The organism is Cryobacterium sp. TMT2-42-4 (assembly GCF_004402645.1).
Lineage (GTDB): Bacteria > Actinomycetota > Actinomycetes > Actinomycetales > Microbacteriaceae > Cryobacterium > Cryobacterium sandaracinum.
The window spans coordinates 13875-29518 of record NZ_SOFT01000014.1 but is presented as its reverse complement, the minus strand read 5'-3'; the positions used below and the strand labels follow the sequence as shown (position 1 = coordinate 29518).

12 protein-coding genes and 1 pseudogene are annotated in these 15644 nt (G+C 65.2%); 7 read left to right on the top strand and 6 right to left on the bottom strand.

What is annotated here, in order from left to right; translation table 11 throughout:
* The 6 genes and pseudogenes from E3O18_RS04095 to lhgO all read right to left on the bottom strand — a co-directional run.
* Positions 1-1018: pseudogene (locus E3O18_RS04095) on the bottom strand (DNA polymerase III subunit alpha); the annotation flags it as partial.
* 6 nt (positions 1019-1024) lie between these two features.
* Complete coding sequence (locus tag E3O18_RS16035; RefSeq protein ID WP_166784877.1) at positions 1025-1165, bottom strand: hypothetical protein; 141 nt, start codon at positions 1163-1165, stop codon at positions 1025-1027.
* Between the two features lie 797 nt (positions 1166-1962).
* A complete protein-coding gene (locus E3O18_RS04085; protein WP_134417568.1) occupies positions 1963-2841 on the bottom strand; it encodes an NAD(P)-dependent oxidoreductase in 879 nt (292 codons plus the stop codon).
* A gap of 4 nt (positions 2842-2845) precedes the next feature.
* Entirely contained in the window at positions 2846-4222 is a 1377-nt protein-coding gene (locus E3O18_RS04080) for an NADP-dependent succinic semialdehyde dehydrogenase (protein ID WP_134417566.1), read from the bottom strand.
* 115 nt (positions 4223-4337) lie between these two features.
* Positions 4338-4808, bottom strand: coding sequence for a VOC family protein (locus E3O18_RS04075; RefSeq protein WP_134417564.1), 471 nt, complete (start codon positions 4806-4808; stop codon positions 4338-4340).
* A 96-nt stretch (positions 4809-4904) separates the two neighbouring features.
* Positions 4905-6101 carry an L-2-hydroxyglutarate oxidase gene (gene lhgO / locus E3O18_RS04070; RefSeq protein WP_134417562.1) on the bottom strand — a complete coding sequence of 399 codons (1197 nt, stop codon included), beginning with the start codon at positions 6099-6101 and terminating at the stop codon, positions 4905-4907.
* 150 nt (positions 6102-6251) lie between these two features.
* Between lhgO and E3O18_RS04065 the strand changes: the two genes are divergently transcribed.
* The 7 genes from E3O18_RS04065 to E3O18_RS04035 all read left to right on the top strand — a co-directional run bounded on the left by E3O18_RS04065 (position 6252) and on the right by E3O18_RS04035 (position 15592).
* Entirely contained in the window at positions 6252-7271 is a 1020-nt protein-coding gene (locus E3O18_RS04065) for an ABC transporter permease (RefSeq protein WP_241978114.1), read from the top strand.
* A gap of 109 nt (positions 7272-7380) precedes the next feature.
* Positions 7381-8487 carry a substrate-binding domain-containing protein gene (locus tag E3O18_RS04060; RefSeq protein WP_198410885.1) on the top strand — a complete coding sequence of 369 codons (1107 nt, stop codon included), beginning with the start codon at positions 7381-7383 and terminating at the stop codon, positions 8485-8487.
* Positions 8488-8663: 176 nt separating this feature from the next.
* Positions 8664-11138, top strand: a complete 2475-nt coding sequence (locus E3O18_RS04055; protein ID WP_241978113.1) for an ATP-binding cassette domain-containing protein — start codon at positions 8664-8666, stop codon at positions 11136-11138.
* Between the two features lie 101 nt (positions 11139-11239).
* On the top strand, positions 11240-12019 hold the full coding sequence (locus E3O18_RS04050; RefSeq protein ID WP_134417560.1) for a glucose 1-dehydrogenase: 780 nt from the start codon (positions 11240-11242) through the stop codon (positions 12017-12019).
* 57 nt (positions 12020-12076) lie between these two features.
* Complete coding sequence (locus E3O18_RS04045; protein ID WP_134417558.1) at positions 12077-13459, top strand: Xaa-Pro peptidase family protein; 1383 nt, start codon at positions 12077-12079, stop codon at positions 13457-13459.
* 13 nt (positions 13460-13472) lie between these two features.
* Positions 13473-14531, top strand: coding sequence for an alcohol dehydrogenase catalytic domain-containing protein (locus E3O18_RS04040; RefSeq protein WP_134417556.1), 1059 nt, complete (start codon positions 13473-13475; stop codon positions 14529-14531).
* Positions 14528-15592: a 2,3-butanediol dehydrogenase gene (locus E3O18_RS04035; protein ID WP_134417554.1), complete on the top strand. Its 1065-nt coding sequence runs from the start codon at positions 14528-14530 to the stop codon at positions 15590-15592. Before E3O18_RS04040 ends, E3O18_RS04035 begins: the two co-directional genes overlap by 4 nt.
* The last annotated feature ends 52 nt before the right edge of the window (positions 15593-15644 follow it).

Genomic DNA, 15644 nt, shown 5'->3' with positions numbered 1-15644 from the left:
CCGAGGAGGTGCGGAGCGCGTAGTTCAAGACCGAGCCGACCCCGGAACCCCGGGCTTGCACCCGGACGCCCATGCCCCGGATCAGGTCGGCGACCCGGGCCACGGTCAAGAAGTACGCGGCGAACCCAAGGTGCTCTACCGTCTCCATCTCATGTGCCAGCTCCAGGTGTGCGGCACGGGCGAGGGTAGTGCCGGCGTAGCGGTCGTCGATGCCGTGCCGGGCCCGCCGCCACAACTCAGACACCGGGTCGCCGACGACGCCGATGATCGAGGCTTCCGGCATCCGTGGGGTGCCGAGTCCGATGTCCGCGGCCGGGTCCAGGGCGCACCGGTCCGCCAACTCCTGGGTGGCGCGGAGGATGTGGTCGAGGGTGCCGGGGTTCCGGGCGCCGGCGTCGACGACCATGCGGGCGACCTGGCGCATGTGCGCCCCGTCTTTCAGCCAGGCTTGCCCGTTCGCCTGCGGTTCCTCGAGCCGAGCGAGCGGGGTGAGGAGCCGGGTCGCGTCGGCGAGGTCCGCGGTCGCCGCGTCACCCGGCTCGCCGTACCGGACGGCGTTGGAGAGGATGGCGGGGGTCCCGGTGTCCTCGGCGAGGCCCAGCATCCGGGTGGCCGCGGCCACGGAACCGCGTTGGCCGGTAGGTGCGAGGTGGCAGACGACTTCGAGGGTGACCGTGCCGATCGGCATGACGCGGAGCCACGCACGCAACCCCGCGACGGACTCGACGCTGTCCCGGCGTTCCACCGCGAGCCCCACGTCGGAGAGCGGCCCGAGGAGCACGGTGAGGGTGCGTCCCTCTGCCCAGGTGGCGAGCCGGCGGCGGTCAATGCTCGGCACCCGGCCTGCTTCGTGCGCGGAGCTTACGGCCCGGCAGAGGGCGGCGTAGCCGCGGCCGTCCCCGCCGTGCGCGAGCAGGGTCACCCGGCCGAGCGGCCGGTGCTCATCATCGTGGACGGCCAGGTCCGCGCCGAGGCCCGGCCGAATCCCGGCGGCAGCACACGCCCGCACGTGCTTCACCGCTCCTTACAGTCCATCCCGGTCGGTGAGGGCGAGGAAGTCCGAGCCGGCGGCCGCCGCCTGGTCGACGAGGACCTCGGGCATGGTCACGCCGTAGTGCGGGGAGTATGCGGAGGCGACGTGGAGGTGCGGAAAGCTCTGTCGCATTCGTACCTCCAACCCCTGCTATCGAACGTTTATTCGATATGGGGAGTGTAGGTCGGGGCTCTGACACTCACAAGGTCTGCCCACCGCCTCGTTGGTTGGTCAGGGTCAGAATCACAGCGGGTTCGCGGCGAAGCAGAGGCAGCTCACGGGCATGCACCAAGCTAATCATCGACGGCTACTCTCTCCAGCCGGCTCGTGCCGCTGCCCGAGCGCGCTGTGTCTGTGGGAACGGCGTCTAGCTCCGCGAAGAGACGAGTAGCCTCGACTTGGTGTGTCGGCGCGCGATTGCCCCGGACGACGTGGGTTCGGGGACGGCCCACAGCCGACGCCGGCCATTCTTGGCCGAAACGATTTGGGAGTCGCCAGGAAGTAGCGGGCGGTGCCCGTTTGACCGAGACAACTATCCTCCGTCAGTGGTCTTCTCATGGACAGTTGCGGACAGCTGCGTCATGCTCTGCGCCGCCCCAACCGCAAGAAGTGCGAGGCCGGGTGTTTAAGAGGTGAAGGTGCCCGCTAGATCGACGCAGAGCCGGTTGCCGAATTTATAATCGAGTTGCGCCGGTGCATCTGGTGAACAGCCACGCCCGGAGCGATACCGATCTGCTCTGCCTTTTGTGCGATCTCACGATCCGAGGTCAAGCCAGAGAACTGTGCGGTTCCTGCCCCGCCTCGACTTTTCAGCCGACCGCCCGGTTCCCAGAAATATAAGGGAATCCGCGAGTTAGCAGAGATGTTCGGCGAAGACCTCAGTGGTACCGGCTTTCACCCGTGGTTGCGGTGCACTGATGTGCCCGGGGTCAGCCGTCGGTCGACAGCCCGCGAGTGATCTCGGCGATAGCCGACCAGTCGAGGGGCGCCAGTTCGGGATCAGCGAGTGCGCGCTCGAACATGTCGCGGAGCACCGGTGCGGTGGGCAGCACGACGCCGTTCGCTGCTGCCGCCTGCTCGGCCAGGGACAGGTCCTTGAGGCCCAGCCCGACAGTGAACCCCGGCGGGCTATATGCCTTGCGGGCGATGAGGCTCCCATAACCGGTGTAGACGCTCCCGGTGAAGGCGGCATCCGTCAATATTTCGACGAAGGTTATCCCGTCGACCCCGCCACGTTCGACCAAGGTCACCGATTCGGCCAGGGCCTGGAGTGCATGGATGAGGTTGTAGTTCACGCCGATCTTGACCAGACTCGCCGTGCTCGGCCGCTCGCCGACCACCCAGGTTCTCTTGCCCAGAGCGTCGAGGTAGGGCTGGGCCCGGGTAGTGGCTCGCGCCGTGCCGGCCGCGACGATGTTGAGTCGTCCCTCGGCCGCGATGTTGGATCGGCCGAGCACCGGCGCTGCCACGTAGTCGACGCCGGCGAGGGCATGGAGGTCGCTGAGGCGGTCCGTGGTCGCGACGCTGAGGGTCGCGCAATTTATGTGGAGAGTGCCGGCCGGCGCGGTCGCAAGTGCCTCGGCGGTGAAGACAGCCTCCGCCGCCTCGTCATTGGCCAGCATCGAGATCACTGTGCCGGCACCGAGGGCATCGTCGATCGAGGTGGCATGCGTGGCACCGGACTCGACGAGCGCATCCGCGGCACCAGGGGACCGGTTCCAAACCCGAACGGAATGGCCGGTCTCGAGGAGACGGCCGGCCATGGCCGAGCCCATCTCGCCGAGTCCGATGAAACTGACGTCTGTCATGCGGTCACGCCTTCCAGATCGTCTTGAGGTTGCAGAATTCACGGATGCCGGCAGCGGCCAGTTCGCGCCCGTAACCGGAGTCCTTGATGCCGCCGAAGGGCAATTCGGGGTAGGACACGGTCATGCCGTTGATGAACACTGCACCCGCGTCGAGCTGCCTCGAGAATGCGTCCTGCTCGGCCTCGTTGGTGCTCCATACGGCCGAACTCAGCCCGAACCGGGTTCCGTTGGCTACTTCGATCGCCTCGTCAACCGACGCCACGCGGTAGAGCGAGGCAACCGGGCCGAAGGCCTCCTCCTGGTGAAGTCGCATGCTCCCGGTGATTCCTGTGAGTACCGTCGGCGGGTAGAACCATCCCGGTCCGTCGGGGGTGCTTCCGCCGATGAGGGCGGTGGCCCCGTGAGCGAGGGCGTCGTCGACGAGTTCAGCCAGTTCGGCGCGGCCGGCCTGGGTAGCCAACGGTCCGACATCCGTGGAGTCGAGCAGGGGGTCGCCGACCCGCAGAGCGCGCATCTGCTCGACGAAGGCGCCCGCGAAATCGTCAAAGACGTCGGTGTGCACGATGAAACGCTTGGCCGCGATGCAGGACTGGCCGCTGTTACCGGTGCGGGAGGTCGCGGCCATGGCGGCGGCGGCGCGGATGTCGGCGCTGGGCATGACGATGAAAGGATCGGAACCACCCAGCTCGAGCACTGCCTTCTTGATACTGTGACCGGCGGTTTGCGCGACCGAACGGCCGGCCGGCTCGGAGCCCGTGAGCGTGACGGCCTTGACCCGGGAATCCTGGATCACCGCTGCAACCGCCCCCGATTCGATCAGCAGGGTGGAGAAGGCGCCCGTGGGAAACCCTCCGCGGGTAAAGAGGGTGTCGAGGTACAGCGCCGACTGGGGAACATTCGACGCGTGTTTGAGCAGCCCCACGTTGCCGGCCATCAAGGCGGGGGCGGCGAATCGGATCACCTGCCACAGCGGGTAGTTCCAAGGCATGACCGCCAGGACAATGCCCAATGGTTCGTAGCGGGCATAGGCCAGGCTCGCGCCGACCGAGGAGGGATCGGAGAGCGGCTCGTCGGCGAGGAACGCTTCGGCGTGCTCGGCGTAGAAGCGCATATTCTTGGCGCATTTGAGCACTTCCGCGCGTGCCGACTTCAGGGTCTTGCCCATTTCTGTGGTGAGGATGGCCGCGACCGCGTCCGCCTCCGACTCAAGGATTTCGGCTGACCGGACCATCCACGCCGCGCGGGTGGCGAAAGCCGAGACGCGTTGGGCTGAGGCCGCACCCGCGGCCTGAGTCAGTTTCCGCTCGATGTCCTCACCTGAATGGGGCTCGAAGCTCTGCTCGATGAGACCGGTCGTTGGGTTGACAGTTGCGATCGCCATGTGATCTTCCTTGATTCAGACGGAGTTCGGTGCTGGGCAACCTTCGCCTCGACCGAAATGTACAGTTACAGTGAACACTATCGGAGCGTGGTTGTGTGGCCGGGATGAGGGCCCGTCACTCGGGTGACGGGCCTGCTTGAACGCTCGGTGACTCCCAGATCTCCAACTGGATGCCATCCGGGTCTCTGAGGTAGGCCCATTTCGAGCCGATGAGTGCCCCGGAATCGAGAGTCACGGGCGGGGCGTTGAAGACCGCCCCTTTGGCGATCAGGTCACGGTAGGCCTCATCGAGATTGGAGACCTCCAGACACACGTGCGCCGACCCTACGTCTCCGTTGCTGCGGTCGAAGTCCCGACCTGTGGGCTGGTGGTATTCGAGAAACTCCAGACGGGTGTTCCCGATCATGATCATGGAGAACGACAGCTCCGCATCGTCGACCTGCACGCTGCGGGACAGGGCGTCACCCGAACCCACACTGACCGGGCCTGGCACGAAATCGAACATGCGCGAATACCAGTCAAACGAACGTTTCATATCGCGAACCGTCAGTCCTACGTGGTGCACGCCGACAACCTGGAAAGACATGTCAGCTTCTCCTCTCGTGCGGGGTAGAGCAGCTCTGGTCGAGCCACAGTCTGGTTTATGCCGGTGGGTTTGTACAGCACCACTAAGCCGCCCCGGTCAGTGCGTGAGCACATGATGCTTGATCACATGGCGTGCGATCGCCATTGCTGAGGTCGCGGCGGGTGAGGGAGCGTTTCGGAGCAGCGTGACGCTGCCGATCTGGTCGAGGGCGAAGTCATCCAGCAGTGCTCCCGTTTGATCCCAGGCCTGCGCGCGCACGCCCGCCGCTGTCTTTCCGCCGACATCCGACAGAGTCAGCTCGGGGATGAACCGCTGCGCCTCGCGAAAGTAGAGGGGTTTGATAAGAGACGCACTGATCTCCTTCGCGCCCATGGCCCAGTGGCGCCGCGCGAGGGCGCCGGCCCCGGGCCAGCGCATCGATTCCCAGATGTCTTTCGCGGAAATGGTTCGCCACAGGTATCCCTCCCGGGCCAGGGCGGGCACGGCATTGGGGCCGATATGGACCTCGTCGTACACGCTGCGTGTGAAGTGCACGCCGAGAAAAGGAAAGTCCGAATCGGGGACCGGATAGATCATTCCTCTGACCAGGTTGTGTCGACTCGCAACGAGACTGCGGTACTCGCCTCTGAACGGCAGAATCTTGGGGGAGGGGCTGGCGCCGGCCTGCTGCGCCAGCACGTCCGACTGGAGTCCGCCGCAGACGATTACCCGGTCGAATTCAAGAGTCTGCTGGGGCGTGCGGAGTTCCACCTTGCCGCCCGTCTCCCGGATGCCGATGACCTCATGATTGAAAAGGATGCTGCCTCCGTGCTCACGCAGCTCCTGGGCCAGGGCCTCGGTGATGGCAACGTAGTCCACGACGGCGGTGTGAGGAGAGTGCAGGGCGGCCACACCGACAGCATGCGGCTCAACGTCGCCGATCTCCTCCGCGCGTAGTCGGCGGAGTCCCGGCACCTTGTTGTCGATCGACCGAGCCTCGATTCTGTCCAGGGCACCGATCTCCTCGGGGCGCGTGGCGACGACGAGCTTTCCAACCTCCCGGTAGGGAAGGTTGTGGTCCACGCAGAAGTCCCGAGTCATGGCACGCCCCTCCGCGCACAGCCTGGCCTTCAGGGTGCCCGGTGCGTAATAGAGACCGGCGTGCACGACGCCCGAGTTGCGGCCGGTCTGATGCTCGGCCAGCCGGCCCTCCTTCTCGACAACGGTCACGGTCTTCCCATGCTCGAGCGCCAGTGCTCGGGCAATCGCCACGCCGACGATGCCGCCTCCGACCACGCCGAATCGTTCAGTCATGACTTCTCCTTTGTGTGGCCGCCGATTGACCGGTTGGTCGAATCGTTACCGAAACTACTTGTGAACAGCTCAGGTTCCTTTGTAAAGTCACACTCAACATACACAGCATTCAACATTGACGTTGCCTGCTGAAACCTGTTGGGAGAAAGCATGACCGACGCGAAGACGCGTAACTCCATGAAGCTGACGAGCTCGCGCGTCCCTGTCTCCAAGGGCTTTATCACCGTTGGGGTCTCCACAGTGGTGCTTTTCCTCGTATCTGCCGTGGTGGCGCCGACGAGCGTTTCTCCCGGTGCTGTGCAGGGCATGATCCCGTTCGCAGCCGTGCTGGCGATCGTGGGACTTGGACAGATGCTGGTCGTTCAGCAAGGCGGCATCGACCTGTCCATCCCCGGCGCGGTCTCCCTAGCCATCGTGATCGCCAGCCACCAGCCCAACGGGGATGACAGCAAGCTGCTACCGGCCGTGATCCTGGCGCTCGGCTACGCCCTCGCTGCGGGCCTACTGAACGGACTTCTTGTCGGACGGCTCGGACTGAACTCGATCATCGCGACCCTGGGAATGAACGCACTGTTGTTCGGCGCAGTCATCGGCATCTCCGGTGGCACACCCCGCAGCACCACGCGTTTGCTGGCATCAATTGCCGGTGGCGAGACGTTCGGCATTCCCAACTCCGCCTACTTCGCCGCAGCTGCATTGATCGTGGTGTCGATCATGGTCAAACGCACGGTGGCTGGACGACGCTTCGAGGCGATCGGCGCGAATCCGTTCACCGCTCGTGCGACCGGTCTGAGGGTGACGACTCACCAGTCGTTGGCCTTCGTCTGGGCCCAGCTGCTCTACTGCCTGGCCGGAATCCTGCTGGCGGGGATCACAAACCAGCCGACAGCCTTTCAGGGAGATGCGTACCTCCTCCCAGCGGTAGCGGTCGTCGTTCTGGGTGGTACCTCGCTGCTCGGAGGCCGTGGATTCCCCGTCGCCACCGTAGTCGCGGCGATTTTCCTGAGCCAGCTTGATCAGTTCGTGCTGTCGCTGGGTGTTCCTTATGCGGTTCGCACCCTCGTTCAGGCCGCAGCGCTCGCCGTAGGAGTGGCGCTGTACACCGTGGACTGGGCGGCGATGCGCCAAAGATTCCGGCGAGCGAGGCCCTTGCTCACAACGCCGGTTTGAGGAAAAAAGCTATGAACATCATCGCAAACCACCCGGGGGACAAAGTTTTCGACGGAGCGGTCGAAATTCGTGTGACAGAGGCGTCGCACCCAAATTGGAGGAAGTAACCATGAAACGTCGCAAGACACTCGCAATGCTGACCATGACCGCCGCCACGGCGTCACTGGCTTTGGCCGGCTGCAGCAGCACAGAAACAAACACCGGTTCCACGCCCGACGACGCGACCCCCCTCGCCGGAGCCCCGTCGTGGTGTGGTCCGAATGAAATCAGTCTCGGACTCCTCGACGGATTCGGAGGAAACAGCTGGCGCCTCGTGACGACGGCTGCAGGTGAGGACGAGGCCAAGAAGTGCCCGAGCGTGACCGACTACCAGTACGCCGACGGCCAGGGTGACACCCAGAAGGCCATCTCGGACATCCAGGGCATGGTAGCCAAGGGCGTCAACGCGATCGTCGTCTTCCCCGACGCCGGTCCGGCCATGCTGCCGGCGCTGCGCAGCGCCTATAAGGCCGGGGTCGTCACAGTCCCGTATCGGGTCGACCCGGGCGGCGAGGACGGCGTGGACTACGACGCCTGGATCGGCGCCGACTTCGTGACGGATGGCGAGAACTGGGGCAACTGGATCAAGACGAACCTGCCCGACGGCGGCAACATCCTCTTCATCAGCGGACCCAAGGGCAACAGCCAGGCCACGGATGAGCTCAAGGGCATGAAGAGCGTCCTCACCGACCCCAAGTACGTGTACATCGGTGAAACCCCGGAGGTCACCAACTGGGATCCGGCACTGACGCAGCAGGTTCTCACCGCGGACATCGCGAAGTACCCGAAGATCGACGTCATCGTCTCTGACTTCGGGCCATCGCTGGTGGGTGCCCTTCCGGCCTTCGAGAAGAGCGGCCGTTCGATCCCCCCGATCGTCACGTCGGACGGCAACTCCCTCGGTTGCTTCTTCGAAGACAACAAAGCGAACAACCCGGACTTCCAGCTCATGACCGTGGCCACAGGCAACGACAACGTTCGTCTGGCCGTGCAGTACGCGGTGGCCAAGGCAACCGGCGGCGAGCTTCCCTCCGACACCGTCTTCAAGGCCCCGGCCTTCGAGGACTCCGTGTCGGGAGAGCCGAGCGCAGTTCAGTGTGATAAGGACCTGCCGGGCGACATCTACCTGTCCGCGCAGATGTCACCGGAGGACCAGGCAGCCCTACTGAAGGACTAGCCGAAACCGCACGTCGTGCAGGTTGGCCGCGATTCCGGTCGAGGCCAACCTGCACCTCTGGTTCGAAACTCATCACATCGCACTGATAGGAACAGGTCAAAAACGTGAATAACCAGGACGCCGTCGACGTGAGGACATCGGACAGGGTGGATATGGTCGCCCCGGCGACACTCATCATGTCGAACATTTCGAAGCTCTATTCCGGTGTAGCGGCCCTCTCCGATGTTTCCGTGCAGATCCTGCCGGGTGAGGTGCACGCCATCCTCGGCGAGAACGGCGCCGGCAAGTCGACGCTGATGAATGTCGCATCCGGCACTGTGCAACCCGACGGTGGATCCCTCACCTTCGAGGGCGAGCCGATCGCCGCGCTGACCCCCGCGATCGCCTTTCACCTCGGGATCGCCATCGTTCACCAGCATCCTGCCGTGCTGCCGGACATGACCGTGCTGGAGAACCTCCAGGTGGCGCTGCCGGCTGATGTCCTTGCATCCGGGACATCCGTGGAATCGACCGCGACGGCGCTCCTGGCCGACGTCGGATTGAAAGTGCACCTGCGCGACCGGGTCGAGCTGCTCACCGTTGCCCAGAAGCACCTCCTCGAGATCGCTAAGGCGCTGGCACTCAAACCCAAGCTCCTCATCCTCGACGAGCCGACCGCGCCTCTGGGCCAGGAATCCGTCGATCTCCTGTTCGACCGTGTGCGCAGATCCGTCGCTGCGGGAACCGCTGTCGTCTACATCACCCACCGGCTGGCGGAAGTACGCGAACTCGCCGACAGGGTCACCGTGCTCCGCGACGGCCGGGTGCGCGGCTCGGCTAGAGTTGTCGCCATCACCGACCAGGAACTGCTCGCGATGATCGTCGGCCGCAAGCTGGAGTCCACTTTTCCGCCCAAGCATGTGAGCTCGGCCGACGACGAGACGAACTTCTCGATCAATGGCCTCAGCGGGCCGGGCTTCGCCAACATCTCCATCCGTGCCCGCCGCGGCGAGATCGTCGGAATCGCCGGGGTCGTCGGCAACGGCCAGAGCGAACTGATGCGTGCACTCGCCGGGCTCGAGTTCTTCACCGGATCGGTCACCATCGCCGATAAGGAACTGAGCCAGCGGGAGCTGCTCCATGACGCGGCTTTCATGCCCGCTGACCGGCACCGCGAGGGGCTGATGATGAGCCTCACAGTGCGCGAGAACGCATCCGTCTCGGCGCTCACCCGGTTCAAGCGGGGCCTGCTGCTCAGCCGCAAGCGCGAACTCGGCACCGTCGCGGAGACGCTCGGTTCGCTCGCGGTCAAGGCGGCGTCGCTGGACTCCGTCGTGTCGTCGCTCTCGGGCGGCAACCAGCAGAAAGTCGTCATGGCGCGCGCTCTGCTCTCCGAGCCGCTTCTCGTCGTTGCGGATGAGCCGACCCAGGGCGTGGACGTCGGGGCTCGCGCGGAGATCTACAAGATCCTGCGCGAAGTGTCGGCGTCGGGAATCCCGGTCGTGGTGGCTTCCTCCGACGCGAAGGAACTCGAGGGGCTGTGCGACCAGGTCATCGTGATGAGCCGCGGGCACGCCCTCGAAGTGCTCCAGGGCGAGGACATCAGCGAAGAACGGATGATTCACGCGGCCGTCACATCGACGACCCGATCGGTGTCGGTGGTTCCCACCGGTGAGGAATCGAAGTCATCCCGGCTGCGTCGCTTCGTCAAGGGTGACTACGCGCCGGCCGTTCTCCTGATAGGAGTGATCGCCCTCCTCGGGTCCTACATCTTCAGCCAGAACGCCCGCTACATCTCGGACTTCAACATCTATTCAGTGCTCACCCTCGTGAGCGCGCTCGGCTTCATCGCGCTCGGCCAGACGATTTCACTCCTGATCGGGGGCATCGACCTTTCGGTCGGTCCGCTCGCCGGTTTCCTCGTCGTGATCGCGTCGTTCTTCATCAATGACGGTAAGCCGGCGATTGTAATCATGATCGGATTCGTGCTCATGGTCGTGGTGGCCGGGGTCGTGGGGGTGATCAACGGCTCTCTGATCCGGTTCGCCCGCTTCACGCCGATCGCCGCCACCCTGACGGTGTACATTGCTCTGCAGGGCATGAGCTTCATCCTTCGGGACGGGCCGGACGGCTACATCAATTCGTCTGTGACCGCGTTCATCGGTTGGCAGGTTGGGCCGGTGCCGGTCGCCTTCCTCGTGCTCGTCGCGGTCACTCTCGTGGCCGAATTCTTCCTACGGAAGCGTCGTTGGGGTTGGCGGCTGCGGGCCACGGGGTCCAGTGAAGAATCGGCTCGTCGCACGGGCATCAACATCAATCGCACGGTCGTCCTGGCCTACGTCGCCACCTCGTTGTTCTCCTGCGTGGGTGCATTCATGCTGATGGCGCAGATCGGGGTCGGTGACCCGGCACAGGGCATCGGCTACACCCTGACGAGCATCACCGCCGTTGTGCTCGGCGGCACGAGCCTTCTCGGCGGTCGCGGAACGTTCATAGGAACCCTGCTTGGTTCGGTGCTGCTCGTGCAGGTGCTCAACGCCACGTCCTTCCTAGGGTTGTCACAGATGTGGCAGTACCTCTTCCAGGGGCTTCTGATTCTTGTGGCCGCGATTCTCTACTCGGTCGCTCGCGGCAGCAACAAGCGCCGCAAGAAGGGGTTCGCGCTCACCTAGGTCAGGATGCGGCGTTCCATTTTCTTTGTCCGTCTTCTCGGTGGCCCGTTGGGCAACCGCAACACACTTAAACGTTTTTGTACTGCTAAGGAGCGGAACACGTGGGTACTCGACTCGAAGGCAAGACCATCATCGTGACGGGTGGCGCATCCGGCATCGGTGCGGCGATCGCCCGCGGCGTGGCCCGGGAGGGAGCCAAGGTGGTGATCGCAGACCTTGACCTGGCGGCGGGCCGGCGGGTTGCCGACGCGATCGCGGCCGCGGGCGGTGCGGCGGTCGCGGTAGAGATGGACGTGACCGACCGGGCAGCGGTGCGGGCCGCCATTGACATGGCCGTGGCCAGGTTCGGCCGCCTGGACGTGTACTTCAACAACGCCGGTATGAATTCGCCGATGAGGTTCCTCGACATCACTGAGAAGAACTTCGAGCTTGTCCTGAAGGTCAATGCGCTCGGGGTGCTCATCGGGACTCAGGAAGCCGCGAAGCAGTTTCTGGCTCAGGGCAGCCCAGGGAAGGTAGTCAATACCGCGTCCATCGCCGGCCGCACCGGCTTCCCGAACTTCGCTCCCTACAGTGCGGCGAAGGCCGCCGTCATCTCGCTGACCCAAGCCGGTGCGCGGGCGCTCGCACCCGACGGCATCACGGTCAACGCCTTCGCCCCGGGCGTCGTCGACACCCCGCTCTGGACGAAGCTCGATGTGGAGCTCGCCGAGATGGGCGCCGCGGATTCCGGTTTCGCCTCGATGGCGGGCGACATCTTGCTCGGCCGCCCGGCCGTGCCCGACGACATCGTCCCCACCGCGATCTTCCTCGCGGCGAGTGACTCCGACTACATCACCGGACAGGTGATTCCCATTGAGGGCGGCATGATCCTCGTCTGATCAGAACGTTGATCAGGACTCTACTTCTTGACTCTCCACGAAGGGAATGACATAACCGTGACTACAGCCACATTCGGTACCAACGCCGTCGACTGGGAGGAGCGCATCAAGTTCGATCGCCTCCGCGCCGAACGACTCGGCAAGCTCAAGGCGCAACTCGAGACCTCCGACCTTGGCGCGCTGCTCGCCTTTGACTTCTCCAACATCCGCTACATGTCGTCGACTCACATCGGCACGTGGGCGATGGACAAGCTGATCCGCTTCTCGCTGCTGACCCGCCAGAGCGACCCGGTCGTCTGGGACTTCGGCTCAGCGGCGAAGCACCACCAGCTCTACAACCCGTGGCTGCAGACCACGACGGCCGAGGCCGACGCCGACCCGCACGCCCCGCACCACGGTGCTGTGCGTCCACGGACCGAGAACGGAGCGCGGGCGGGAATTTCGACCCTCCGCGGTGCCTTCCACCCCGACGCCGGTATCGCCGAGGGCGTGGCCAAGAAGATCAAGCGTGAACTCGAGAAGTACGGCCTTCAGAACGAACCTCTCGGCGTCGATGTGATTGAGCTTCCCATTCTGTTGGCGCTGCAGAACGAGGGGATCCGGGTCGTCGACGGCCAGCAGGTGTTCCTGAATGCCCGGGCCGTCAAGACCGGCGACGAGATCGCCCTGCTGACCCAGGCCGCGTCCATGGTGGATGCGGCCTACGAGTCGCTGTACGAATTCCTCCGCCCCGGCGTGCGGGAGAACGAGGCCGTCGGGCTCGTCTCCAAGGTGCTCTACGACCTCGGCTCGGAATATGTCGAGGGCGTGAACGCCATCTCCGGGGAACGATGCTCGCCGCATCCGCACGTTTTCTCTGATCGCCTCATCCGCCCGGGTGATCCCGCCTTCTTCGACATCCTGCACAGCTACCAGGGCTATCGCACCTGCTACTACCGCACGTTCGCGGTCGGGTCGGCGAGCCGGGCGCAGCATGACGCCTACAAGATCGCGCGCCAGTACATGGACCGGGCCATCGCGCTGGTTCGCCCCGGGGCCACGACCGCCGACATCGTCAAGGTCTGGCCGACGGCGCAGGAGTTCGGCTTTCCCGACGAGGAGGCCGCTTTCGCTCTGCAGTACGGCCACGGCGTAGGCCTGTCGATCTGGGAGAAGCCGATCTTCTCGCGGCTGGTCTCGCTCGACCACCCTGAGGTGCTCGTGGAGGGCATGGTCTTCGCACTCGAGACCTACTGGCCTTCGGCCGACGGCATCGGTGCCGCCCGAATCGAGGAGGAGGTCGTCGTGACCGCCACCGGCTGCGAGGTGATCACCAAGTTCCCGGCCGAAGACCTTCTCGTCGCCGGGCAGCGCTACTTCAGCGTCGGAGGTGCGCTGCCCCTGATCCGAAACTCACAATCGCACCTCAACACCGCCGCCGGCCGCGGCGAGCCCGAATAGGCGGACCTCTCCGATGAGAGCTGCGTTCTACCATGGCGAGCGAGACGTGCGCCTCCGCGATGTTCCCATTCCGGTACGCGCCCCCGGGGAAGCGCTTCTGCGCGTGCTGCGCAGCGGCATGTGCGGCACGGATGCGACGGAGTGGAAGGCCGGACCGCGAACCTTCCCGATCGACCGCCCGCACCCCGTGACGGGACACATCGGTCCGATGATCCTGGGCCACGAATTCGTGGGTGAGGTCGTGGAGGTCGACGCCTCGAGTTCCCTCTCCGTGGGAGACATCGTCGCCAGCGGCGCCGGAGTCTCATGCGGAGGGTGCGCGCGCTGCGCGGAGGGTCGCACGAACCTGTGCGAGTCCTACTACACGCTGGGGCTGAACACCCAGGGAGGAATGGCCGAATTCGTCTCGTGCCCCACACAGGTGCTCGTGCCGGTTCCGGCCGGCCTCTCGCTCGACCTCGCCGGGTTGGCGCAGCCGCTCTCCGTGGGCCTGCACGCCGCACGTCGCTCCGGCGTGCAGGACGGCGACCGGGTCATCGTCATCGGGGCAGGCGCGATCGGCTCCTTCGTGCTGGCCGGCTTGAAATCGCTCGCCGAGGCAGACGTCACCGTGATCGACTTTCCCGGGGCGAGACTCGACCGGGCCCTGCGCATCGGCGCGACGAGGATCGTAGATGCAGGCGAGGATGCCCGCGCACAGGTTCTCGAGGCGATCGGGCCTCGCGGCGCCGACCTCGTGATCGAAGCGAGCGGCGCCCCCGGGCAACTGAACGACGCCATCAGTATGGTTCGGAACGGCGGCACCATCCTGCAGGTCGGACTGCCGGCGCGCGAACAGGCCGTCGACATCCACTCGCTCGTCATGCGGGAGATCACGGTGCAAACGACACTCGCCCACGTGTGCGGCGCCGACCTCGCGCCCGCGCTGGCTATTCTGGCGACAACCAATCTGGGCAGCGAGCTGCTCGACTCGGTGCACCCTCTCGACGACCTGGCCGAACAGCTCGAGCGGCTCGCTACCGGGCAACTCGAGGGCAAGGTACTCTTCGACCCCACCATGGAGGCACAATGAAAGCCGCAGTATTCTACGGTGCCCACGACATCCGCATCGAGCAGGTCTCGGCCCCGCCGGACCTGGGCCCCGGGGATGTGCTGCTGCGACCGTATTGGTGCGGCATCTGCGGCACCGACCTGCACGAATACGCCATGGGGCCGATCGTCATCCCGTCCCAGCCGCATCCCCTGACCGGGGCGGCGGCGCCGCAGATCCTCGGCCACGAATTCTCCGCCGAGGTGCTCGAGGTGGGATCAGGGGTGACCACTGTTCGCGCCGGGCAGCGCGTCTCTGTCATGCCGCTGCTCTTCTGCGGCACGTGCTACTACTGTCGCCGCGGACTGAACCACCTCTGCCAGTCCATGGGCTGCGTGGGACTCAGCTTCGCCTCGGGCGGGATCTCCGAGCTGGCGGTCGTACCGGCCAGCCACGTGAGCATTCTGCCCGACTCGGTGAGCGACCTGCAGGGGGCGCTGGTCGAACCGGCAGCCGTCGCCGCCTACGGCGTCGACACGGCCCGGGTGCGCCCAGGGGACACCGTGCTGATCACCGGCGCGGGCCCCATCGGCGCGCTCGCCGCGCTGTATTCGTCGGCTCTCGGCGCGCAGGTCTTCATCTCCGAGGTCAACCCGACCCGCATCGCGCTCGCGCGGAGCCTCGACGTGGGCGAGGTGATCGACCCCTCGAAGGTTGACGTCGCCGCCTGGATCAAGGAGTCCACCGCCGGCATCGGCGTGGATGCGGTGATCGAATGCTCGGGCAACGAGCGTGCACTGCAGACCGCGATTGCATCCGTGCGCTCGGCGGGCCGCATCTCGCAGACCGGCCTGCACACCAAGAGCGCCGCTATCGACCCGATGGTGCTGTCCGAACACGACATCACTTTGTCTGGAACGTGGTGCTACCCGGTGACGGACTGGCCCCGCATCATCGACCTGATCGCCCGGGAGAGGTATCCGGTGCAGAAGGTCGTGAGCGCCCAGATCAGCATGGACGACGTCGTCGAAAAAGGCTTCGAGACGTTGCTCTCACCCACCGGTGATCAGGTCAAGGTGCTGGTCAACGCGCGCCTGACCTGACCCGCGGCATTTCACTGCCACTTCTGCCACTTCGCAATCGATTGGAATTCGA